Source organism: Microbacterium sp. NPDC055502, assembly GCF_053643635.1.
The window spans coordinates 582,969-605,690 of sequence record NZ_JBSHKJ010000002.1 but is presented as its reverse complement, the minus strand read 5'-3'; the positions used below and the strand labels follow the sequence as shown (position 1 = coordinate 605,690).

General features: G+C 71.5%; 20 protein-coding genes and 1 tRNA gene. 19 read left to right on the top strand and 2 right to left on the bottom strand.

The window, feature by feature from the left end; all coding sequences use genetic code 11:
• The first annotated feature begins 5 nt into the window (after positions 1–5).
• The 19 genes from ACWH95_RS13940 (at position 6) to ACWH95_RS13850 (ending at position 21,275) form a co-directional block, all read left to right on the top strand.
• Positions 6–1,964, top strand: coding sequence for a primosomal protein N' family DNA-binding protein (locus tag ACWH95_RS13940; RefSeq protein ID WP_454120837.1), 1,959 nt, complete (start codon positions 6–8; stop codon positions 1,962–1,964).
• Between the two features lie 19 nt (positions 1,965–1,983).
• Positions 1,984–2,901 (top strand): methionyl-tRNA formyltransferase, encoded by a 918-nt coding sequence (gene fmt / locus ACWH95_RS13935; protein WP_136032439.1) that lies wholly within the window; start codon positions 1,984–1,986, stop codon positions 2,899–2,901.
• 83 nt (positions 2,902–2,984) lie between these two features.
• The gene (locus ACWH95_RS13930; RefSeq protein WP_136032456.1) at positions 2,985–4,355 is read left to right on the top strand and encodes a transcription antitermination factor NusB; all 1,371 of its coding nucleotides are present in this window, start codon (positions 2,985–2,987) and stop codon (positions 4,353–4,355) included.
• A 10-nt stretch (positions 4,356–4,365) separates the two neighbouring features.
• Positions 4,366–5,046, top strand: coding sequence for a ribulose-phosphate 3-epimerase (gene rpe / locus ACWH95_RS13925; protein ID WP_136032437.1), 681 nt, complete (start codon positions 4,366–4,368; stop codon positions 5,044–5,046).
• Positions 5,043–5,306 (top strand): phosphoribosyl-ATP diphosphatase, encoded by a 264-nt coding sequence (locus ACWH95_RS13920; RefSeq protein WP_136032435.1) that lies wholly within the window; start codon positions 5,043–5,045, stop codon positions 5,304–5,306. Before rpe ends, ACWH95_RS13920 begins: the two co-directional genes overlap by 4 nt.
• 38 nt (positions 5,307–5,344) lie before the next feature.
• Complete coding sequence (gene hisG, locus ACWH95_RS13915; RefSeq protein WP_136032433.1) at positions 5,345–6,184, top strand: ATP phosphoribosyltransferase; 840 nt, start codon at positions 5,345–5,347, stop codon at positions 6,182–6,184.
• Positions 6,184–6,945: an imidazole glycerol phosphate synthase subunit HisF gene (gene hisF / locus ACWH95_RS13910; RefSeq protein WP_136032431.1), complete on the top strand. Its 762-nt coding sequence runs from the start codon at positions 6,184–6,186 to the stop codon at positions 6,943–6,945. The genes hisG and hisF overlap by 1 nt, the downstream gene beginning before the upstream one ends.
• Complete coding sequence (hisI, locus tag ACWH95_RS13905) at positions 6,942–7,328, top strand: phosphoribosyl-AMP cyclohydrolase (RefSeq protein WP_247638789.1); 387 nt, start codon at positions 6,942–6,944, stop codon at positions 7,326–7,328. Before hisF ends, hisI begins: the two co-directional genes overlap by 4 nt.
• Positions 7,325–7,915 carry a Trp biosynthesis-associated membrane protein gene (locus tag ACWH95_RS13900; protein ID WP_136032427.1) on the top strand — a complete coding sequence of 197 codons (591 nt, stop codon included), beginning with the start codon at positions 7,325–7,327 and terminating at the stop codon, positions 7,913–7,915. The genes hisI and ACWH95_RS13900 overlap by 4 nt, the downstream gene beginning before the upstream one ends.
• 44 nt (positions 7,916–7,959) lie before the next feature.
• Positions 7,960–8,190, top strand: a complete 231-nt coding sequence (locus tag ACWH95_RS13895; protein WP_136032424.1) for an HGxxPAAW family protein — start codon at positions 7,960–7,962, stop codon at positions 8,188–8,190.
• Positions 8,190–8,966 (top strand): indole-3-glycerol phosphate synthase TrpC, encoded by a 777-nt coding sequence (gene trpC / locus ACWH95_RS13890; protein WP_136032422.1) that lies wholly within the window; start codon positions 8,190–8,192, stop codon positions 8,964–8,966. The genes ACWH95_RS13895 and trpC overlap by 1 nt, the downstream gene beginning before the upstream one ends.
• Complete coding sequence (gene trpB / locus ACWH95_RS13885; RefSeq protein ID WP_136032420.1) at positions 8,963–10,231, top strand: tryptophan synthase subunit beta; 1,269 nt, start codon at positions 8,963–8,965, stop codon at positions 10,229–10,231. The genes trpC and trpB overlap by 4 nt, the downstream gene beginning before the upstream one ends.
• Positions 10,228–11,031, top strand: a complete 804-nt coding sequence (trpA, locus tag ACWH95_RS13880; RefSeq protein ID WP_136032418.1) for a tryptophan synthase subunit alpha — start codon at positions 10,228–10,230, stop codon at positions 11,029–11,031. The genes trpB and trpA overlap by 4 nt, the downstream gene beginning before the upstream one ends.
• Positions 11,032–11,041: 10 nt before the next feature.
• The gene (lgt, locus tag ACWH95_RS13875; protein ID WP_136032416.1) at positions 11,042–12,067 is read left to right on the top strand and encodes a prolipoprotein diacylglyceryl transferase; all 1,026 of its coding nucleotides are present in this window, start codon (positions 11,042–11,044) and stop codon (positions 12,065–12,067) included.
• Between the two features lie 144 nt (positions 12,068–12,211).
• Positions 12,212–16,735 (top strand): glutamate synthase large subunit, encoded by a 4,524-nt coding sequence (gltB, locus tag ACWH95_RS13870; RefSeq protein WP_452312828.1) that lies wholly within the window; start codon positions 12,212–12,214, stop codon positions 16,733–16,735.
• The gene (locus ACWH95_RS13865) at positions 16,728–18,194 is read left to right on the top strand and encodes a glutamate synthase subunit beta (RefSeq protein WP_136032414.1); all 1,467 of its coding nucleotides are present in this window, start codon (positions 16,728–16,730) and stop codon (positions 18,192–18,194) included. Before gltB ends, ACWH95_RS13865 begins: the two co-directional genes overlap by 8 nt.
• 58 nt (positions 18,195–18,252) lie before the next feature.
• A complete protein-coding gene (gene pyk, locus ACWH95_RS13860) occupies positions 18,253–19,701 on the top strand; it encodes a pyruvate kinase (RefSeq protein WP_136032411.1) in 1,449 nt (482 codons plus the stop codon).
• Between the two features lie 108 nt (positions 19,702–19,809).
• Complete coding sequence (locus tag ACWH95_RS13855; protein ID WP_454120836.1) at positions 19,810–20,622, top strand: alpha/beta fold hydrolase; 813 nt, start codon at positions 19,810–19,812, stop codon at positions 20,620–20,622.
• Complete coding sequence (locus ACWH95_RS13850; RefSeq protein ID WP_240744594.1) at positions 20,619–21,275, top strand: esterase/lipase family protein; 657 nt, start codon at positions 20,619–20,621, stop codon at positions 21,273–21,275. Before ACWH95_RS13855 ends, ACWH95_RS13850 begins: the two co-directional genes overlap by 4 nt.
• A gap of 4 nt (positions 21,276–21,279) precedes the next feature.
• Here ACWH95_RS13850 and ACWH95_RS13845 read toward each other — a convergent pair whose 3' ends face one another.
• Both ACWH95_RS13845 and ACWH95_RS13840 read right to left on the bottom strand, forming a co-directional pair.
• Positions 21,280–22,536, bottom strand: a complete 1,257-nt coding sequence (locus tag ACWH95_RS13845) for an alpha/beta fold hydrolase (RefSeq protein ID WP_454120835.1) — start codon at positions 22,534–22,536, stop codon at positions 21,280–21,282.
• Positions 22,537–22,558: 22 nt separating this feature from the next.
• Positions 22,559–22,641: transfer RNA gene (locus tag ACWH95_RS13840), tRNA-Leu, on the bottom strand.
• Between the last annotated feature and the right edge of the window lie 81 nt (positions 22,642–22,722).

Below are 22,722 nucleotides of genomic sequence, written 5' to 3'. Positions count from 1 at the left end.
TCCTGATGTCGCCCGAGAGCCGTCGCATCGCGCGCGTGCTCCTCGACTCGCCGCTGCCGCAGCTCGACCGGCTCTTCGACTACGCCCTTCCCGCCGAGCTCGGGCCCGTCGAGCCCGGCGTGCGGGTGAAGGTGCCGCTGCGCACGGCCGGCCGCGTGGTGGACGGCTACGTGGTGGAGGTCGACGTCGAGAGCGACGCGGAACGACCCCTGTCCGAGGTGGAGACCGTGGTGTCGGCGGTCCCGGTGCTGCCCGACCGCCTGTACCGCCTGGCGCGGCGGGTCGCCGACCGTGCCGCGGGCTCGGCGTCCGATGTGCTGCGGCTCGTGATCCCGAAGCGACAGGTGCGCGTGGAGAAGGCCTGGCGCGCCGACGCCCCGGTCGTGGCGCCCGACGCCGAGCAGTCGGCCGAGGCGGAGCGTGTGCTGGCGGCGTACGACGGTCTCGATGCCGTGCTCGACGAGGGAGGCCGCGCCGCGGTCGAGGCCATCCCGCAGCTGGACGACGGCGCACAGGGCTGGGCGCGACTGCTCGCGGCCGCGGCGGCGCGCACTCTCGCCGCGGGACGCTCGACGATCCTCGTGGTGCCCGACCATCGCGACCTCGACCGTCTGCTCGCGGCGCTCGAGGCCGTGGTGCCTCCGGAAGCCGTGGTGCGGCACGACTCGCGCCAGGCGAACCCCGACCGCTACCGGGCGTTCCTGCGGACCCTCGAGGACGCCCCGTGCATCGTGGTGGGCAACCGCTCGGCCGTGTACGCCCCGGTGACGGCGGGCCTGGTGGTCGTGTGGGACGACGGGGACCCGCTGCTCGGCGAGCCGCTCGCCCCCTATGTGCACGCGCGTGATGCGGCGCTGCTGCGGCAGGAGTCGGAGGGCTCCGCGCTGCTGTTCGCCGGGCACACCCGCACGACGGAGGTCGAGCGGCTCGTGGCGCGCGGCTGGCTGCGCGACGTGCGGGCCGGGCGCCGGGTGCTGCCGCGCGTGCTGCTGAGCACACCGCAGGAGCTGGAGCGTCCCGCCGCCCAGAGGCTGCCGTCGTCGGCGTTCCTCGCGGCGAGGGCGGCGGCCGCGGAGGGGCCCGTGCTGGTGCAGGTGTCGCGCCCGGGGTTCTCGCCGTCGCTCGTGTGCGCGGACTGCCGGACCCCCGCGCGCTGCGCCCACTGCGGCGGGCCGCTCGGCGCGCGGCATCGCGGTGCCGTTCCGGTGTGCGGCTGGTGCGGGCGCGGCGCGAGTGCGTGGATCTGTCCGGCGTGCTCGTCCCCGCGGCTGCGGCTGGCGTCGTCGGGCAGTGAGCGCACCGCGGAGGAGCTCGGCAGGGCGTTTCCCGGCGTGCGCGTGATCGTGGCGGACGGCAGCCACCCCGTGGAGCGGGTGGACGCCCGCCCCGCGCTCGTCGTGGCGACCCGCGGCGCCGAGCCCCTCGCGGAGGGCGGGTACCGCGCGGTCGTGCTGCTGGACGGGCCGCGCATGCTGCAGTCGCCCGACCTGCGGATCGGCGAGGCGTGTCTGCGCTGGTGGTCGAACGCTGCCGCGCTGGCCGCCCCCGGGGCTCCGGTGCATCTGGTGGGGGTGGACGGCGCGGTCGCCAAGGCCCTCGCGACGTGGAACCAGGCGGGCTACGCGCGCTCGGAGCTGGAGAACCGCGCCCCGCTGCACATGCCGCCCGCCGCTCGCGTCGCGCTCGTGGAGGGCACGTCGGCCGCGGTCGCCCGCGCTCTTGCCGCTCTCGGGGAGCTGTCGCTGCCGTCCGACGCGGTGCTCGGCCCCGTCCCCGTCGAGGGCGACGACGACCCTCCGCGCGTGCGCGCCCTGGTCCGCTTCGACTACGGCGCCGGGGTGCGGGTGGCTACCGTCCTGCGCGCAGCCGTGGTGGCGGAGGCCGTGAACGGACGGCGGGGCCGAGCGCGCGCGGCCCGGAGCGCGCTCACGGTGCGCCTCGATATCCTCGATCCAGAGCTCTGACCCCTTCCGGAGAACCTTCATGCGCCTCGTCTTCGCCGGCACGCCCTCCGCTGCCGTGCCCACACTCCATCGCCTCGCTGCGGAGCACGACATCGCCGCGGTGGTGACGAGACCGGATGCGCCGCTCGGCCGCAAGCGCGTGCTGACGCCGTCGCCCGTCGCCCAGGCTGCCGCAGAACGGGGCCTCCCGGTCATCCGGGCGGCCCGTCTGGATGACGCGGTGACCGCGGAGATCGCCGCGCTCGAGCCCGAGCTGGGCGTGATCGTCGCCTACGGCGGGCTCGTGCGCGAGCCGTTGCTGTCGACGCCGGACGCCGGATGGATCAACCTGCACTTCTCCCTACTGCCCGCCTGGCGTGGCGCGGCGCCGGTGCAGCGCGCGCTGATCGCGGGCGACGAGGTGCTGGGCGCCAGCGTCTTCCAGCTCGTGCCGGAGCTCGACGCGGGCGACGTGTTCGCACGGCGCACCGTGGCGGTGCCGTCGTCGGCGACGGCCGGCGAGGCGCTGGAGGCGCTCGCGCGCGATGGCGCCGACCTGACCGCGGAGGTGGTCGCGGCGATCGCGGCGGGAGAGGCGCGGGCGGTGCCGCAGGAGGGCGAGCCGACGTTCGCGGCGAAGCTGAGCCTGGCGGACGGACTCCTCGACTTCACGCAGCCCGTGTCGTCGGTGTTCGCACGGTTCCGCGGGGTGACGCCCGAGCCCGGCGCCCACACGACGGTGGACGGGCAGCGCCTGAAGATCCTCGCCGCCGAGCCCGCGGCCGGGGAGGAGCAGTTGCCTCCCGGCGTGCTCTCGGGCACCAGGACGGCGCTGCTGATCGGCACCGCGACCGCGCCCCTCGCGGTGACCCGCGTGCAGCCGGCAGGCAAGGGGGCGATGAACGCCGCCGACTGGTGGCGGGGCCTGCAGGGCGGCGAGCGGCGGGCGGGATCGTGAGCAGGCAGGAGCGACACCAGCAGCAGGGGGTCCGCCGTCCCCGACCCGCAGCGCGCACCGACGAGCGCGGGCCCCTGCGGACGGTGCAGCCGGCGCGGCTCGTCGCCTACGAGGTGCTGCGGGCGGTGTCCGACTCCGACGCGTACGCCAACCTCGTGCTTCCCCCGGCGATCGCGGAGGCCGGGCTGGACGCGCAGGACGCGGCCCTCGCCACCGAGCTCACCTACGGGACGCTGCGCCGCCGAGGCACGTACGACGCGGTGATCGCGGCGGCCGCGGATCGCAGCACCTCCTCGATCGATCCGGCCGTGCTGGACGCACTGCGGCTCGCGGTCCATCAGCTCCTGGCGACCAGGGTCGCCTCGCACGCGGCCGTGAACGAGTCGGTGAACCTCGTGGCGACGCGGGCGGGCCGTGGCGCGGCCAGTTTCGCGAACGCGGTGCTGCGTCGCGTGGCGCGCGAGTCGCCCGGGCAGTGGATGGAGCGCATCGAGGCCGAGGCGCGCTCCGACGATGAGCGCCTCGCCCTCCGCGCGGCGCATCCGGTGTGGGTCATCCGGGCTCTGCGGCGCGCACTGGCGGCCGAGGGCAGGGTCGACGAGCTCGGCGCCCTGCTCGAGGCCGACAACGCGTCGCCCGAGGTGACGCTGGTGGCCCTCCCCGGACTCGCGCAGCCGGGTGAGCCCCGTCGCCCGTTCGCGCCGACCGCGTTCGCGTCACCCGGGGGCGACCCTCGTCGTCCGGTCGCGGAGTCCGCCGGCACGGTGCGCGTCCAGGACGAGGGGTCGCAGCTCGTCGGGCTCGCGCTGGCCGCCGCGGCACCGGTCCGGGCGGGGGAGCGGTGGCTCGACCTGTGCGCCGGGCCGGGCGGCAAGACGGCGCTGCTGGCCGCGATCGCCCGCGAGCACGAGGTGACGTTGGAGGCCAACGAGGTCGTGCCGACGCGCGCTCGACTGGTGCGGAAGGCGCTGCGGGCCGTCCCCGGAGACGTGACCGTGCACGAGCGCGACGGCAGAGAGCTGGCGCGCGAGAACCCCGGCGGGTTCGACCGCATCCTCGTGGACGCGCCGTGCACCGGGCTGGGAGCACTGCGGCGTCGTCCGGAGGCGCGCTGGCGCAAGACGCCCGCCGATGTGGCCGAGCTCGTGCCGCTGCAGGTGGACCTGCTGTCCGCCGCTCTCGACGCGCTCGCTCCGGGCGGCGTCGTGGCCTATGTCACGTGCTCGCCGCACCTGGCCGAGACCACCGGGGTCGTGCGCGAGGTGCTGCGGGACCGCGCCGACGTGGTGGAGCTGGATGCGCGGCGCGTGGTGCGCGACGTCTCCCGCTCGCCGATCGACCTCGCCGACGACGGTCGTGCCGCCACGGGCAGCGCCCAGCTGTGGCCGCACCGCCACGGCACCGACGCCATGTTCCTCGCGCTCCTGCAGCGCACCGACGACACCGAAGGGTAGGACAGAGACCGTGGAGCTTCCTCGCGCACCGCGCATCAACCCGAGCATCCTCGCCGCCGACTTCGTCAACATGCAGACGGAGCTCGCCCGCATCGCGACGGCCGACTTCGCCCACGTCGACGTGATGGACAACCATTTCGTGCCCAACCTCACGTTCGGGCCGCAGATGGTGCAGCGCATCCAGGAGACCAGTCCCGTCCCTCTCGACGTGCACCTCATGATCACGGACCCCGAGCGCTGGGCACCCGGGTACGCGGAGCTGGGCGCGGCGAGCGTGACCTTCCACCTGGAGGCCGCGGTCGACCCGGTGTCGCTCGCGCGGCGGTTGCGCGACATCGGTGCCAGAGCCGGTGTCGCGGTCAAGCCGGACACCCCGGTCGAAGGACTGTTCCCGGTCCTCGACGAGTTCGACCAGATCCTGGTGATGACGGTGGAGCCCGGGTTCGGCGGTCAGGGGTTCATGCCGGAGACGATGCCGAAGCTGCGCGCGCTGTCGGAGGAGGCACGACGTCGAGGGTCGCAGGTGTGGCTCCAGGTCGACGGGGGGATCTCCGACGACACGATCGCGCAGGCGGCGGCCGCGGGGGCGGACACCTTCGTCGCGGGCTCGGCCGTGTACGGGCAGGACGACGTGGAGGCGGCGGTCTCGCGGCTCAGGCACCTCGCGCGAGCCGCTAGCCTGGAATCGTGAAGACTTTCGACGAGCTGTTCGCCGAGCTCAGCGTCAAGGCCGAGACCCGACCGGAAGGGTCGGGCACGGTCGCGGAGCTCGACGGCGGCGTGCACACGATCGGCAAGAAGATCGTGGAGGAGGCCGCCGAGGTGTGGATGGCGGCCGAGTACGAGTCCGACGAGGCGGCGGCGGAGGAGATCTCGCAGCTGCTGTACCACCTGCAGGTGATGATGCTCGCGAAGGGCCTCACCCTGCAGGACGTCTATCGACATCTGTGATGCGCTCCGCCCCCACTCCTTCGAACTGAAAGCCGTTCATGCTGCGCATCGCCGTTCCCAACAAGGGCTCGCTGTCCGAGACCGCCGCCGAGATGCTCGCGGAGGCGGGCTACGCCGGCCGCCGCGACCCCAAGACCCTGCACGTCGTCGACACCGAGAACGACGTCGAGTTCTTCTTCCTGCGTCCGCGTGACATCGCCACGTACGTCGCCTCCGGCGCTCTCGACGTCGGCATCACCGGACGCGACCTGCTGCTCGACGTGCAGCAGCCGGCGCGCGAGATCGAGCAGCTCGGCTTCGGCGCGTCGACGTTCCGCTTCGCCGGCCCTCCCGGACGCTTCACGTCGATCGACGACCTCGACGGCGTGCGCGTGGCCTCGGCCTACCCCGGACTGGTGGGCTCGTTCCTCCGGGAGCACGGCGTGAACGCCGAGCTGGTGCAGCTCGACGGTGCGGTGGAGTCGGCCGTGCGCCTCGGCGTCGCCGATGCCGTCGCCGACGTGGTCTCCACGGGGACCACGCTGCGACAGGCGGGGCTGGAGATCTTCGGCCCCGTCATCCTGGAGTCCGAGGCCGTGCTGATCAGCCGCCCGGGTGACGCGGACGGCGTCGACACGCTGCTGCGCCGTCTCCGAGGCGTCATGGTGGCCCGCCGGTACGTGCTCCTCGACTACGACCTGCCGACCGAGCTGGTCGACCAGGCGGTCGCGATCGCTCCCGGCCGGGAGTCGGCCACCATCTCCCCGCTGCGCGACCCGGCCTGGGTGGCCGTGCGCGTGATGATCCCGCGTCGCCGGGTCAACCAGGTGATGGACGACCTGTACGCGCTGGGGGCCAGGGCGATCCTCGTCACGGCGATCCACGCGGCGAGGCTCTGATGACTCTCGCGAGCAGGGTCATCCCGTGCCTCGATGTGGCCGACGGCCGCGTCGTGAAGGGCGTGAACTTCGAGAACCTGCGCGACATGGGGGATCCGGTCGAGCTCGCCCGGCACTATGCGGCGCAGGGCGCGGACGAGATCACCTTCCTCGATGTGACCGCGACCGTCGACGCGCGGGCCACGACCTACGACGTCGTGCAGCGCACCGCCGAGCAGGTGTTCGTGCCGCTGACGGTCGGCGGGGGAGTGCGCAGCGTGGAGGACGTGGCCCGGCTGCTGTCCGTCGGCGCCGACAAGGTCGGGGTGAACTCCGCCGCGATCGCCCGGCCCGAGCTGATCGGCGAGATCGCGGACCGCTTCGGCGCTCAGGTGCTCGTGCTCTCGCTCGACGTGAAGCGCGCCGACACGACGCATTCCGGTTTCGTCGTCACGACGCACGGCGGTCGCACGCAGACCACGCTGGACGCTCTCGACTGGGCCAGGGAGGCCGCGGAGCGCGGGGCGGGTGAGCTGCTGGTGAACTCGATCGACGCGGACGGTACGCGCGACGGGTTCGACCTGGAACTCGTCCGGCTCATGCGCGAGGCGGCGCCGGTGCCCGTGATCGCCTCCGGCGGCGCCGGACGAGCGACCGATTTCGCCCCGGCCATCAAGGCGGGTGCCGACGCCGTGCTCGCGGCGAGCGTCTTCCACACGGGAGCGCTCACGGTCGGCGACGTGAAGGACGCGCTGCGCGCGGAGGGGGTGCTGGTCCGATGACGGAGGCGCAGCAGGGGCAGAGCGAGCCGGATGTCGAGGCGCGCATCGCCCAGGTGGCTTTCACGGCCGAGGGCCTGGCGCCCGCGATCGTGCAGCAGTGGGACACGCGCGAGGTGCTGATGCTCGCATGGGTCGATGCGGAGGCGCTGCGGCGCACGCTCACGTCGGGTCGTGCGACGTACTGGTCGCGGTCCCGGCAGGAGTACTGGCGCAAGGGCGACACCTCCGGGAACATCCAGGTGGTGCGCGAGGCCCGACTCGACTGCGACGGCGACGCGATCCTGCTGCTGGTCGACCAGACCGGCCCGGCGTGCCACACGGGGACCCGCACGTGCTTCGACACAACCGACCTGGGTGCCGTCGACGGATCGGCGGCGTCGTGAGCCTCGCCCGGCGGGGGCGCTCGCTCGCGGTCTCCGGCTTCCTGCTCGCCGGCGCCCTCGGCATCATCTCCTCCACGCAGACCTGGTTCACGGTCGAGCGCGCCGATGCGGGAGAGGCGATCCTCGTGCCGGGGGCCGCGGCGATGGTGCTGCTCGCGCCGCTGAGCCTCGCGGTGCTGGCGCTCGGCGCGGCCCTGTCGATCGCCGGTCGCGCGGTGCGACTGGTCTTCGGGGTGCTCGCCGCGGTCGCGGCGGTGTTCCTCGGCTGGTCGACCGTGCAGCTGCTGGTCGCTGAGCCCTTCGACGCCGTCGCCGCGACCGTGACCGAGACCACGGGGCTCGCGGGCGACACCGCCGTGCACGAGGTGGCGGCGCACATCGTGGCGTCCGCGTGGCCGTGGGTCGCGCTCGTCGGCTGGGTGATCCTGCTGCTCGCGGCCGTGCTGGTACTGGTCACCTGGCGTCAGTGGAAGTCGGGCGGCCGCCGTTACCGCACCGAGACCGCGCACCCCGCGACGCACGAGGGCCCGGTCGACGCGGTCGACTCGTGGGACGACCTGTCCCGCGGGACGGATCCCACGCGCTGACCCCGATAGACTGAACACATCCGCACGTCGTCCCCGGAGGAAACATGACCAACCCGATCGCCGACCCTGGCCACGGACACTCGCCTGCGGCCTGGACCGCCGTCGTGATCATGCTCGTCGGCTTCACCGCCGCGACCGTCGCGTTCTGCTTCGAGCAGCCGACCCTGGTCTGGATCTCCGCCGCGCTGATCCCGATCGGGGCCATCGTGGGTTGGGCGCTCGCGAAGGCGGGCTACGGCGTGAAGGGCCCCAAGTACTCCCCGAAGGCGCACTAGTGGTCCTCGCCGACCTGACGGCCGGCGCTGTCGCAGACGCCGAGCGTCGCTCCCTCTCCCGGCCGATCGAGGTCGTCGAGCGCGAGGCTCTCGCGCGCCCGGCGGCGAAGGACGCCCTGGCGTTCCTCGCTCCCGCCGAGCGGGTCAAGATCATCGCCGAGGTCAAGCGGGCGAGCCCGTCCCGTGGCGCACTCGCCGAGATCCCGGACCCCGCCCACCAGGCGTCGCTGTACGAGCAGGGCGGCGCCTCGGCGATCAGCGTCCTAACCGAGGAGCGCCGTTTCGGCGGCAGTCTGGCGGATCTCGAGGCCGTGACCGCACGGGTGTCGCTGCCGGTGCTGCGCAAGGACTTCATCGCCACGCGGTATCAGGTGCTGGAGGCGCGGGCGGCGGGTGCTGATCTCGTCCTGCTGATCGTCGCCGGGCTCGAGCCGGAGGCGCTGCGCGACCTGTACGCGTTCATCCTGGAGCTCGGCATGACCCCGCTCGTCGAGACGCACTCGGCGGAGGAGCTCGACGTGGCGATCGACCTCGGCGCCGCGCTGATCGGCGTGAACGCGCGCGACCTGAAGACCCTCGAGCTCGACCGTGACCTCTTCGGCCGGCTCGTCGACCGCATCCCGGACACGGCGATCAAGATCGCGGAGTCCGCGGTGCTCACCCCCGCCGATGTCGCGCACTACCGTTCGGCCGGTGCCGACGTCGTGCTGATCGGTGAGGCCCTGGTGACCGGAGATCCGGTCGCCACGCTCGAGAGCTTCCTGGAGGCGAAGTGAGTCTGCGTGACCAGCACGGCCCGTACTTCGGTGACTTCGGCGGCCGGTTCATGCCGGAGTCGCTGATCGCCGCGATCGACGAGCTGACGGTCGCGTACGAGGAGGCGATCGCCGATCCGGAGTTCCGTGCCGAGCTGGCCCACCTGCTGTCCTCCTACGCCGGACGCCCCTCGGCGCTGACCGAGGTGCCGCGGTTCGCCGAGCACGCCGGGGGCGCGCGGGTGTTCCTCAAGCGCGAGGACCTCAACCACACCGGCTCGCACAAGATCAACAACGTGCTGGGCCAGGCGCTGCTCACCAAGCGCCTCGGCAAGACCCGGGTGATCGCCGAGACGGGTGCAGGACAGCACGGTGTCGCGACGGCCACCGCGGCGGCCCTGTTCGGCCTGGACTGCACGATCTACATGGGCGAGGTCGACACCGAGCGTCAGGCGCTGAACGTCGCCCGCATGCGCCTGCTGGGCGCCGAGGTCGTGCCGGTGACCTCGGGCTCGCGCACGCTGAAGGACGCGATCAACGACGCGTACCGCGACTGGGTCGCCTCGGTCGAGACCACGAACTACATCTTCGGCACCGCCGCGGGGCCGCACCCGTTCCCGGCGATGGTCCGCGATTTCCAGAAGATCATCGGCGAGGAGGCGCGCGCCCAGCTGCTCGACGAGGTGGGCCGGCTGCCCGACGCGGTGTTCGCGTGCGTGGGCGGCGGCTCGAACGCGATCGGCATGTTCGACGCGTTCCTCGACGACGAGGGCGTGCGCCTGTACGGCGTCGAGGCGGCCGGCGACGGAGTGGACACCCCGCGGCACGCGGCGTCGATCGAACGCGGTCGTCCCGGTGTGCTGCACGGCGCGAAGACCTATGTCCTGCAGGACGAGGACGGCCAGACGGTCGAGTCGCACTCGATCTCCGCCGGGCTCGACTATCCCGGCGTCGGCCCGGAGCACTCGTGGCTGGCCGACATCGGCCGCGCGGAGTACATCCCGGCGACCGACGACGAGGCGATGCAGGCCCTGCGGCTGCTGAGCCGCACCGAGGGCATCATCCCGGCGATCGAGTCCGCGCACGCCCTCGCGGGAGCCCTGCGGATCGGCCGCGAGCTGGGACCGGACGCCGTCCTGGCGATCTGCCTCTCCGGCCGGGGCGACAAGGACATGGACACGGCCGCCCGGTACTTCGAGCTCTACGACGAGGCGGCGCTCGCGCACGACGCGACCGAGGAGAGCTCCGCCGAAGAAGCCGCCTCGAAGGGAGAGCCGCAGCTGTGAGCCGCGTCGAACAGGCCATCCAGCGCGCGCACGACGCCGGCCGCAGCGCCTTCGTCGGCTACCTGCCCGTCGGCTTCCCCGACCTGGAGACGAGCATCCAGGCGGCGATCGCCCTCGCCGAGAACGGCGTGGACATCATCGAGCTCGGGCCGCCCTACAGCGACCCCGTGATGGACGGCGCGATCATCCAGGAGGCGACGACCGCCGCCCTCGCCGCCGGCTTCCGGATGAAGGACCTCTTCACCGCGATCCGCGCGATCACCGCCGCGACCGACGTCCCGGTGCTCGTGATGACCTACTGGAACCCGGTGCTGCAGTACGGCGTCGATCGCTACGCCGACGACCTGCTGGCGGCGGGCGGCGCCGGGCTGATCACGCCCGACATCACGCCGGACGCGGCGGCGGAGTGGATCGCGGCGAGCGAGCGGACCGGGCTCGACCGGGTGTTCCTGGCCGCGCCGACCTCGTCGGACGAGCGCCTCGAGCTCGTGGTGAAGTCGTCGACCGGTTTCGTGTACACCGTCTCCACGATGGGCATCACGGGGGAGCGGGCCGAGCTCGACCGCGCCGCACGCACCCTCGTCGCCCGCCTGCGCGAGCACGGCGCCCGGCGCGCCTGCGTCGGAATCGGCATCTCCACCGCCGAGCAGATCGCCGGTGTCTCCGAGTACGCCGACGGCGCCATCGTCGGCACCGCGCTCGTGCGCGCCCTGCGCGACGGCGGCGTCCCCGCCCTCGCGGCCGTCGCCCGAACCCTCGCCACCGGCACGTCGTCGGTGCGCTCCGTCCCCGAGAACTAGAATCGCACTCATGTCCCTCGCGCTCCCCAGCAGCTTCACCGGCGTGCTCGCCAGCATCCCGAGTCCTCCCGTCGCGTACTTCGACCTGGGCCCGGTGCGGATCCACTTCTACGCGCTCTGCATCATCGCCGGCATCATCGTCGCGGTGCTGCTGACCAACCACCGCCTCACGAAGCGCGGTGCGGAGCCGTGGGTCGTGATCGACATCTCGATCCTCGCGGTGCCGCTGGCCATCATCGGCGCCCGCATCTTCCACGTGCTGACCCACCCGAACTTCTACTTCGGCGAGGGCAAGAACACCTGGAACCCCTTCGAGCCCGGCTCGGTGTGGGCGATCTGGGAGGGCGGCATCGCCATCTTCGGCGCGCTGATCGGCGGCGCCATCGGCGCGTACCTCGGCTGCCGCTGGACCGGTATCCGCTTCTGGACGTTCGCCGACGCACTCGCTCCCGGGCTGCTGCTCGCGCAGGCCATGGGCCGGTTCGGCAACTGGTTCAACCACGAGCTCTTCGGCCTGCCGACCGACCTGCCGTGGGGCCTCGAGATCGAGTCCACCAACTCGGCCTTCCCTCCCGGGCTCCCCGAGGGCACGCTGTTCCACCCGACGTTCCTGTACGAGGTGCTGTGGAACGGGCTCGGCGTGATCGTGCTGCTGTGGCTGAGCCGCAAGCTCTTCTTCCAGTGGGGCCGGCTGTTCGCGATCTACCTCATCTGGTACAGCGCTGGTCGCATCGTGTGGGAGTCGATCCGCATCGACCCGAGCGAGATCATCCTGGGTCTGCGCAGCAACGTCTGGGCGGCGATCATCGGCGTCGTCGTCGGCCTCGTCATCCTCGTGGTGCAGACGCGCCGTCACCCGGGTCTGGAGCCTTCGCCGTATCAGCCCGGCCGCGGCCGGAAGGACCTGGACGCTGATGTACAATCGCAAGACAATCCCTCTGATTTCGTGGACGTGAGCGAGCCTCCGACCGACGAGGTCACCGCAGGAGCCACCGCCACAAGCACTGCTCCCACGAGCGAGGACGGCTCCCGATAACGCCGCGTCCCGCGGCGGGAGAACCATTGCACTGAACGAGCGGGCCGACGACGTCCCCGGGTTTCACTGAAGATCTGAGGACGGTAACTGGTGTACTTCCAGCCCCCTTACGGCGCCTCCGGCGCATACCCCCCGAAGCAGGGCATGTACAACCCGGCGTTCGAGAAGGACGCCTGCGGCCTGGCCATGGTCGCAACGCTGCGCGGCGAAGCCGGGCACGACATCATCGCGCTGGCCCTCGAGGCCCTGCGCAACCTGGAGCACCGCGGGGCCATCGGGTCCGACGCGGGCACGGGAGACGGGGCCGGCATCCTCACGCAGATGCCAGACGCCTTCCTCCGCGCGGTCACCGGCTTCGAACTGCCGCCCGTGGGGGAGTACGCCGCAGGACTCGCGTTCCTGCCTCGCGACTCGAGCGAGCGCCGCCAGCAGAAGGCCGGCATCGAGAAGATCGCGCGCGCCGAGGGCCTCCGCGTCCTCGGGTGGCGTGAGGTCCCCACCGCGAACGAGAACCTCGGCAAGCTCGCCGACGAGGCCCGCCCCGCGTTCGAGCAGCTCTTCGTGAGCGCCGGCGGGGCCACGCACGCCGACGCGCCGCTCACCGGTATCGCCCTCGACCGCGTCGCCTACCGCCTGCGCAAGCGGGCCGGCCACGAGCTCGGCGCCTACTTCGTGTCGCTGTCCAGCCGCACCCTCGGCTACAAGGGCATGGTCACCACGCTGCAGCTGGAGCCGTTCTACCCCGACCTGCAGGATGAGCGGTTCGCGTCCGAGCTCGCGGTCGTGCACTCCCGCTACTCCACCAACACGTTCCCGTCGTGGCCGCTCGCGCAGCCGCTGCGCATGCTGGCGCACAACGGCGAGATCAACACGGTCGGCGGCAACCGCAACTGGATGCGCGCCCGCCAGTCGCAGCTCGAGTCCGAGCTGCTCGGCGACATCTCACCGCTGCTGCCCATCTGCACCGACGGCGCGAGCGACTCGGCCTCGTTCGACGAGGTGCTCGAGCTGCTCACCCTGACCGGTCGCAGCCTGCCGCACGCGATCATGATGATGGTGCCGGAGGCGTACGAGAAGCAGGCCGACATCACGCCGGAGCTGCGCGCGTTCTACGAGTACCACTCCAACCAGATGGAGCCGTGGGACGGCCCGGCCGCGCTCATCTTCACCGACGGCACGCTGGTCGGCGCGACGCTCGACCGCAATGGACTGCGCCCGGGGCGCTGGACCGAGACCACCGACGGACTGGTCGTGATCGGCTCGGAGACGGGCGTGCTGCACTTCGAGCCCGAGCGCATCAAGCGCCGCGGGCGTCTGCAGCCCGGCAAGATGTTCCTCGTCGACACGGCCCAGCGCCGTATCGTCGAAGATCGCGAGATCAAGCAGGAGCTGGCCACGCTGCACCCGTGGCAGGAGTGGCTCGACGCGGGGGCCGTGCGCCTGGCCGACCTGCCCGAGCGCGAGCACATCGTGCATCCGCCGGCGTCGATCACCCGCCGCCAGCGCACCTTCGGGTACACCGAGGAAGAAGTGCGCATCCTGCTGACCCCCATGGGCCAGACCGGCGTCGAGCCGCTCGGTGCCATGGGCTCGGACACCCCGATCGCGGTGCTCAGCAAGCGACCGCGACTGCTGTTCGACTACTTCACGCAGCAGTTCGCCCAGGTCACGAACCCGCCGCTGGACTCGATCAGGGAAGAGGTCGTCACGAGCCTCAAGCTCGGCCTCGGTCCCGAGGCGAACCTGCTCAGCTGGGGTCCGGAACACACCCGCACGGTGTCGCTCGACTTCCCCGTGATCGACAACGACGAACTGGCGAAGATCCGCCACATCGACAAGGCGCTGCCCGGCCGGTCGAGCGCGACGATCCGGGGCCTGTACCACTTCGACTCCGGCCCGCACTCGCTCGCCGAGCGCCTGACGGAGATGTGCGCCGAGGTCGACCAGGCCATCGCGGACGGCGCGGAGTTCCTCATCCTGTCCGACCGCGACTCCAACAAGGACCTCACGCCCATCCCGTCGCTGCTCATGGTGTCGGCGATCCACCACCACCTCATCCGGCGCGAGAACCGCATGAAGGTGGGCCTGATCGTCGAGGCCGGAGACGTGCGAGAGGTGCACCACGTCGCGACGCTGATCGGCTACGGCGCGTCGGCGATCAACCCGTACCTGGCGATGGAGACGGTCGAGCACCTCGTCCGCACCGGCTACATCACCGGCATCACGCCCGAGAAGGCGGTCAAGAACCTGATCTACGCGCTCGGCAAGGGCGTGCTGAAGATCATGTCGAAGATGGGCATCTCCACCGTGTCGTCGTATGCCGGCGCCCAGGTGTTCGAGGCTGTCGGTCTCAGCCAGGAGTTCATCGACGCCTACTTCACCCGCACGGAGTCGAAGCTGGGCGGCATCGGGATCGAGGAGATCTTCGCCGAGAACCAGGCGCGGCACGACTACGCGTACCCCGAGGATGCCGCAGCCCGCGCGCACGAGCGCCTGTGGACGGGCGGCGAGTACCAGTGGCGCCGCGACGGCTCCCCGCACCTGTTCAACCCGGAGACGGTGTTCAAGCTGCAGCACTCCACCCGGACGCGGCGGTACGACATCTTCCGTGAGTACACGAAGCTCGTGGACGAGCAGGCGGCCGAGCTCAAGACCCTCCGCGGACTCTTCACGCTGCGCACCGGCACCCGCAAGCCGGTCCCGCTCGACGAGGTCGAGCCGGTGTCCGCGATCGTGAAGCGCTTCTCGACCGGGGCGATGAGCTACGGCTCCATCTCCAAGGAGGCGCACGAGACCCTGGCGATCGCGATGAACCGGATCGGCGGCAAGTCGAACACCGGTGAGGGCGGCGAGGACCCCGACCGTCTGGTCGACCCCGAGCGGCGCAGTGCGATCAAGCAGGTGGCCTCCGGCCGCTTCGGCGTCACGAGCCTGTACCTCACCGAGGCGGACGACATCCAGATCAAGCTCGCCCAGGGCGCGAAGCCCGGCGAGGGCGGTCAGCTGCCGCCGACGAAGGTGTACCCGTGGGTCGCGCGCACGCGTCACGCCACGGCCGGCGTCGGGCTCATCTCGCCGCCGCCGCACCACGACATCTACTCGATCGAAGACCTCAAGCAGCTCATCTTCGACCTGAAGCGCGCGAACCCCGAGGCACGCATCCACACGAAGCTGGTGAGCCAGTCCGGCATCGGTGCGGTGTCGGCGGGTGTGGCGAAGGCGCTGAGCGACGTCATCCTTGTGTCCGGCCACGACGGCGGCACGGGTGCGAGCCCGCTGAACTCCCTCAAGCACGCGGGTACCCCCTGGGAGCTGGGGCTCGCCGAGACGCAGCAGACGCTGATGCTCAACGGCATGCGCGACCGCGTGGTGGTGCAGGTCGACGGCCAGCTCAAGACCGGGCGCGACGTCGTGATCGGCGCGCTGCTCGGCGCGGAGGAGTTCGGCTTCGCGACGGCTCCGCTCGTGGTGAGCGGCTGCATCATGATGCGCGTCTGCCACCTGGACACCTGCCCGGTCGGCGTCGCCACGCAGAACCCGGTGCTGCGCGATCGGTTCACGGGCAAGCCGGAGTTCGTCGTCAACTTCATGGAGTTCATCGCGGAAGAGGTGCGCGAGCTCCTCGCCGAGCTGGGCTACCGCTCGATCGACGAGATCGTCGGACGCACCGAGCTCCTGGAGACGAATGCGGCCGTCGAGCACTGGAAGGCCGAGGGTCTCGACCTGAGCCCCGTGCTGGAGGGCCCGGCGTTCCCGGCCGGCGAGCCGCGCCGCAGCGGTCGCGCGCAGGACCACGAGCTCGACAAGCACTTCGACGTGCAGCTCATCGACATCGCGAAGGGGGCGCTGCTCAACGGCGAGCCCGTCGTGGTGGAGCTGCCGATCGCCAACACGGAGCGCGCGGTGGGCACGATGCTCGGCCATCAGGTGACGTCGCGGCACGGTGCCACCGGGCTGCCGAAGGAGACGATCGACGTCACCCTCACAGGGACTGCGGGGCAGTCGCTCGGCGCGTTCCTCCCGCCGGGCATCATCCTCCGCCTCGAGGGCGACGCGAACGACTACGTCGGCAAGGGCCTCTCGGGCGGAGACATCACGATCCGTCCGCCGCGCGGGGCGTCGATCGCACCGCACGAGAACGTGATCGCGGGCAACGTGATCGGCTACGGCGCGACCTCGGGCACGATGTTCATCTCCGGTGTCGTCGGCGAGCGGTTCCTGGTGCGCAACTCCGGGGCGACCGCGGTCGTCGAAGGCGTGGGCGACCACGCCCTGGAGTACATGACCGGCGGGCTCGCGGTGATCCTCGGGCCGACCGGGCGCAACTTCGGCGCCGGCATGTCCGGGGGAGTGGCCTATGTGCACGCCCTCGACACCGCGAAGGTGAACGCGCAGTCGCTCGGCAGCGGAGAGCTGCGGCTGGAGCCGCTGGACCGCGCCGACCTGGAGGTGCTGCGCGGACTGCTCGTCGAGCACGTCGAACGTACGGCGTCCCCGCGCGCGACCGAGCTGCTGGACGACTTCGACGCGCGCGCGGCGGAGTTCGTGAAGGTGCTTCCCCGTGACTTCGCCGCCGTGCGGAGCATGCGCGAGGAGGCTCTGGCCGAGGGGATCGACCCCGACGGCGACATCGTGTGGAACCGCATCCTGGAGGTGACCGGTGGCTGACCCCAAAGGCTTTCTGAAGGTGACCGAGCGGGAACTTCCCGCTCGCCGTCCGGTGCCGGTGCGCATCATGGACTGGAAAGAGGTCTACGAGCCGGGCGACAAGGCCGTCCTGCGCCGTCAGGCCGGTCGCTGCATGGACTGCGGTGTGCCGTTCTGCCACTCGGGCTGCCCGCTCGGCAACCTCATCCCCGAGTGGAACGACCTCACGTGGCGCGGTGAGGGCCGGGCCGCGATCGAGCGTCTGCACGCCACGAACAACTTCCCGGAGTTCACCGGTCGTCTGTGCCCTGCGCCCTGCGAGAGCTCATGCGTGCTGGGCATCAACCAGCCGGCGGTCACGATCAAGCAGATCGAGGTCTCCATCATCGACGAGGCCTTCGCGAAGGGCTGGGTCGAGCCCGAGCCGCCGCAGCGCCTCACCGGCAAGACGGTGGCCGTCGTCGGCTCGGGGCCCGCGGGCCTCGCCGCCGCCCAGCAGCTGACGCGCGCGGGGCACACGGTCGCGGTGTTCGAGCGCGACGATCGCATCGGCGGGCTGCTGCGCTACGGCATCCCCGACTTCAAGATGGAGAAGACGCAGCTCGAGACGCGTCTGCGCCAGATGCAGGAGGAGGGGACCCGGTTCCGTGCGGGTGTCGAGATCGGCAAGGACATCTCCTGGGCCGACCTCCGCGCGCGGTACGACGCGGTCGTGATCGCGACCGGAGCCACGGTTCCCCGCGACCTGCCCATCCCCGGGCGCGACCTCGACGGCGTGCACTTCGCGATGGAGTACCTCGTGGAGTCCAACCACGCGGTCGCCGGCGACGCGGTGCCAGGGCAGATCACGGCCGAGGGCAAGCACGTCATCGTGATCGGCGGCGGCGACACCGGTGCGGACTGCATCGGCACGGCGCACCGTCAGGGAGCGTTGAGCGTGACGAACCTGGCGATCGGCAAGCAGCCCGGCGACACGCGCCCCGACCACCAGCCGTGGCCGATGATGCCGACCGTGTTCGAGGTGTCGTCCGCGCACGAGGAGGGCGGGGAGCGCGTGTTCCTCGCCTCCACGGTGGAGTTCCTGTCGAACGAGGTCGGCGAGGTGCGCGCGCTGCGGGTGGCCGAGACCGAGTACATCGACGGACGCCGGGTTCCCAAGAGCGGCACCGAGCGGGAGATCCCCGCCGATCTCGTGCTCATCGCGATGGGCTTCACGGGTCCGGAGCAGGACGGCTACACGGAGGACACCCGTCCGCAGGTGACCGACCGCGGCTCCTTCCACCGCGACGCGTCGTACGAGTCGTCGGTGCCCGGCGTGTTCGTGGCCGGTGATGCCGGACGCGGGCAGTCGCTCATCGTGTGGGCCATCGCGGAGGGTCGTGCGGCGGCGGCGAACGTCGATCGCTACCTCATGGGCACCACGGTGCTGCCCGAGCCGGTGCGTCCGAGCGATGTCGCGATCGGTCTCCAGCCCGCGTAGGCTGGGGCAGGCACCGTCGCCCGAACGTTCATCCCCCACTTCTACCCTGGAGAGTTCTTTGAGACGCGCGAAAATCGTCGCCACTTTGGGTCCGGCCACCTCGACGTATGAGACGGTGCGTGCACTGATCGATGCGGGTGTGGACGTGGCACGTCTGAACCTCAGCCACGGCGACTACTCCGTGCACGAGAACAACTACGCGAACGTGCGTCGCGCGGCGGAGGACTCCGGCCGTGCCGTGGCGATCCTCGTCGACCTGCAGGGACCGAAGATCCGTCTCGGCCGTTTCGAGGACGGGCCGTACGAGCTCGCCAAGGGCGACATCTTCAAGATCACCACCGAAGACATCATCGGCAACAAGGAGATCTGCGGCACCACGTTCAAGGGGCTGCCCCAGGACGTGAAGCCCGGTGACTTCCTGCTGATCGACGACGGCAAGGTCCGCGTCGAGGTGGTCGAGACCGACGGCGTCACCGTCACCACGCGCGTGGTCGTCGCCGGCGCCGTGTCGAACAACAAGGGCATCAACCTGCCCGGTGTCGCCGTGAACGTCCCCGCTCTGAGCGAGAAGGACGAAGACGACCTGCGCTGGGGTCTGCGCACGGGTGCCGACCTCATCGCCCTGTCCTTCGTGCGCAACGCGGAAGACGTGTCGCGCGTGCACGAGATCATGGCGGAGGAGGGCGTGCGCGTCCCCGTGATCGCCAAGATCGAGAAGCCGCAGGCGGTCGATGCGCTGGAGGAGATCGTCGACGCGTTCGACGGCATCATGGTCGCCCGTGGCGACCTGGGTGTCGAGCTGCCTCTGGAGGCCGTGCCGATCGTGCAGAAGCGCGCGGTGGAGCTCGCCCGGCGCAACGCGAAGCCGGTGATCGTGGCGACGCAGATGCTCGAGTCGATGATCAACAGCCCGGTGCCCACGCGCGCGGAGACCTCCGACGTCGCGAACGCGGTGCTCGACGGCGCCGACGCGGTGATGCTCTCGGGCGAGACCAGCGTGGGCGACTACCCGGTCGTCGTGGTGGAGACCATGGCCCGCATCATCGAGTCCACCGAGGAGCACGGCCTGGAGCGGATCCTCCCGCTGACGACCAAGCCCCGCACGCAGGGTGGTGCCATCACGCTGGCCGCCCTCGAGGTCGCGGAGTTCGTCGACGCGAAGTTCCTCTGCGTCTTCACCCAGTCGGGCGACTCCGCCCGCCGCCTGTCGCGTCTGCGCTCGCGCATCCCGATGCTGGCGTTCACCCCGGAGCCGGCGATCCGTCGTCGGATGGCGCTCACGTGGGGCCTGCGCTCCACGCTGGTCGACATGGTCCAGCACACCGACCTGATGTACCACCAGGTCGACGAGTACCTGCTCGAGAACGGCCTGGCGGTCGAGGGCGACAAGGTCGTCGTGATCTCCGGTTCCCCTCCCGGGATCGTGGGCTCGACGAACGACCTCCGCGTGCACAAGGTGGGCGACGCGATGCGTGGTGCTGCGCCGATCTACAAGGCCGGCGTCTGACGCACGAGGTGTCCGGAAGGGGCGGGGCTACGGCCCCGCCCCTTCCGTATGTCCCGGGCCCGCGTCAACCCTCTGCGACCGCGCTGGCGGGGCGGATAGCGTGGGCGCATGGTCGTTCGTACGCGCCTCGTGCTCACGTCGGGGTTGATGTTCCGCCTTCGGGAGACTCCGCGACCGGCGGGATCCGTCGTCCCCGCGATGGTGCTGGTGCACGGCATCGGCATGTCGCACCGCTACCTGTCCCGCCTGCACGAGGCGCTCGCGGAGCACACCCGTGTGGTGTCGGTGGATCTTCCGGGCTTCGGCGGACTGCCCAAGCCCTCCGTCGACGTCGGGGTGGAGCGGATGGGCAGTGCACTGGCCGAGGTGATCGGAACGCTCGGCGATGACCGCGTGGTGCTCGTCGGACACTCGATGGGCGCGCAATGGACCGTGGAGGCTGCTCTGCACCGCCCGGAGTACGTGCGCGCCGTGGTCGCGATCGGCCCGGTCGTGGACGAGCGGTGGCGCACGATTCCGGCACAGGCGCGTGCCCTCGCGATCGACACCGTGGGGGAGACGCCCGCGATCAACACGATCGTCTTCACCGACTACCTCCGCTGCGGCGTGCGTTGGTATCTGCGGCAGGCGCGCCACATGATCGGCTATCGGCTTCAGGAGCGGGTGGCGGAGCTGACCGTGCCGCTGCTGGTGATCCGCGGGGGAGCGGATCCGATCGCGGGTCGCGCGTGGTGCCGCCGGCTGCGGGACAGCGCCCGCGTCTCGCGTCTCGTCGAGATCCCCGGTCACCACCACGTGGCCCAGCAGTCCGCGCCCCGCGCCGTCGCGTCGGCGATCCTGGCGCACACGGCCGGTGCGTGGCCGCACGCTGCCACGTCGAGGAGCATGGACGAGAAGCGGAGCGCGCCATCGACGTCGTGAGGCGGCTGGGCTGGTGGGCCGCCGACTACGCGTATGCGGGGTTCTGGCAGGTGCGCTCCTTCTTCGGACGAGACGACGCGAGGGCGTTCACCGACGGCGATGGCGTGCCGATCGTGGTGCTCGCCGGGGTGTACGAGACGTGGCGGTTCCTGGAGCCGCTCATCGTCGCGCTGCACCAGCGGGGTCATCCGGTCCACGTGGTGGATGCGCTGCGGCGCAACCGGTTCCCGGTCGCGGACGAGGCGGAGCAGATCGCGGAGCATCTGCGTGCGCGCGACCTCACCGGGGTGATCCTCGTCGCGCACAGCAAGGGAGGTCTGGCGGGCAAGCTCGCCATGACCGGACCGGAGGGGCACCGCATCCGGGCGATGCTGGCGGTCGCGACGCCGTTCGGAGGCTCCCGGTACGCCCGGCGCATGCCGGGGCGGGTGCTGCGCGCCTTCTCCCCGGACGACCCGTCCATCCTGGCGCTCGCGCGCGAGGTCGAGGTCAACGCCCGGATCGTGTCGGTCTATGCGGAGTTCGACCCGCACATCCCCGAGGGCAGCGCGTTGCCGGGAGCGAAGAACGTCGTGCTCGACACCGGCGGCCATTTCCGCATCCTCGCCCACCCCCGGGTGCTCGCCGAACTCGCGGCCCTGGCGGAATCCTGAGCGCTCACCCGCAGGTACCGCGGGCCTCCCGCGGTGCGTCCAGCGTCGGGAGCCACAGGAGGAGCTCGGGCAGGGTCGCGTACGCCGCATAGCCGTGGTCGACCGCCGGGAACCGGTGGTAGGCGACATCCGTCCCCGCCGCGCAGAGGCGGGCGACGTACCCGTCGGTCGCGGCGGGACGCACGAGTTCATCCGCCTCGCCCTGGCCGACGAGCACGGGGACCGTGATGGGCTGGCCGCCCGCGCTGTTCTCGGCGAGCATCGTCCGCCAGGGCTCGGTCGTGGCGGGATCGGCGGTGACGTAGGAGCCGACCAGGGGCTCGGCGATCGCGTGGATCTCCTCGGTGTGGGTCAGCAGGCAGAGCGCGGCCATGTCGGGAGTCGCAGCCGCGCCCTCCGGGGTCAGGATCGACAGGATGGCCTCCTCGCCGAACCGTTCGGCGTAGGCATCCCGGTAGGCGGCGATGGCGAACGAGGCGATGGTGATCCCGGAGACGTCGACGATGTCGTCGGTCATCAGGGCGTTGAGATCGGCCGCCGGCGCCGCCACCGCCACCCCGCGCACCGACAGCTCGGGCGCGTACGTCTCGGCGCGCTCGGCGGCGAAGAGCGCCGCCTGACCGCCCTGGGAGTGCCCCCACAGCACGACGCGAGCGATCGTCCCCACGCCGTCGAGGCGGCCGGCCGCACGCACGATGTCCAGCACGCTGTTCGCCTCCGGGACGCCCAGCAGATAGGACGACGCGCCCTCCACACCGAGGCCCGGATAGTCGGTGGCCACGACGGCGTATCCCTCGGCGAGCAGCTCGTGCATCCCGGCGATGAGCTCGAACGGATCGAGCGCGAGCGACGGGGCGCACGCCGTCGCCGCTCCCGTGGTCGGGTGCGCCCAGGAGACGACCGTGCGTCCCTTCTCCGGCGCCGGCCCCTCGGGCACGACGACCAGGCCGGACACGGCGATGTCCGAACCGGCCAGGTCGCGGGAGTGGTACAGCACGCGCCACGCTCTCGTGCCGACGGGAGCACTGTCGATCTCCTCGGAGCGGATGAGCGAGCCCGGGGCTCCGGAGGGCAGCGGGGTCGGGGCGGTGACGAAGGCCGGATCGCTCGCGCGCTCCGCCTCCTCCGCGCTCGTGCGCCTGAACACCTCTGCGGCGATCAGGAGCAGGATGACGAGCGCGACCGCCAGGACGACGAGAGTGGCCCGCGCGGTGCGATGCGACCTCCGGGCATGCGCTGCCGGTGCGTCCCCGCTGTGCATAGAGCATGTATAGCGCACCGTGTGCCGGCGGTGGGACTCGAACCCACACGCCCTTTCGGACAAAGCATTTTGAGTGCTCCGCGTCTGCCATTCCGCCACGCCGGCCCGTGTGTCGCGTCTTCGACTGTAGCGCAGGGCGAGCCGATCACCCGGCGCCGATGAGCGCTTCGGCCGAGCGCCGCGCCC

Bases quoted from the DNA above. Each gene is read 5' to 3' on its own strand.
- ACWH95_RS13940 (WP_454120837.1), top strand. From the start codon at position 6: ATGTCGCCCGAGAGCCGTCGCATCGCGCGCGTGCTCCTCGACTCGCCG.
- fmt (WP_136032439.1), top strand. From the start codon at position 1,984: ATGCGCCTCGTCTTCGCCGGCACGCCCTCCGCTGCCGTGCCCACACTC.
- hisG (WP_136032433.1), top strand. From the start codon at position 5,345: ATGCTGCGCATCGCCGTTCCCAACAAGGGCTCGCTGTCCGAGACCGCC.
- hisF (WP_136032431.1), top strand. From the start codon at position 6,184: ATGACTCTCGCGAGCAGGGTCATCCCGTGCCTCGATGTGGCCGACGGC.
- hisI (WP_247638789.1), top strand. From the start codon at position 6,942: ATGACGGAGGCGCAGCAGGGGCAGAGCGAGCCGGATGTCGAGGCGCGC.
- ACWH95_RS13895 (WP_136032424.1), top strand. From the start codon at position 7,960: ATGACCAACCCGATCGCCGACCCTGGCCACGGACACTCGCCTGCGGCC.
- lgt (WP_136032416.1), top strand. From the start codon at position 11,042: ATGTCCCTCGCGCTCCCCAGCAGCTTCACCGGCGTGCTCGCCAGCATC.
- gltB (WP_452312828.1), top strand. From the start codon at position 12,212: ATGTACAACCCGGCGTTCGAGAAGGACGCCTGCGGCCTGGCCATGGTC.
- ACWH95_RS13855 (WP_454120836.1), top strand. From the start codon at position 19,810: ATGGTCGTTCGTACGCGCCTCGTGCTCACGTCGGGGTTGATGTTCCGC.
- ACWH95_RS13845 (WP_454120835.1), bottom strand. From the start codon at position 22,536: ATGCACAGCGGGGACGCACCGGCAGCGCATGCCCGGAGGTCGCATCGC.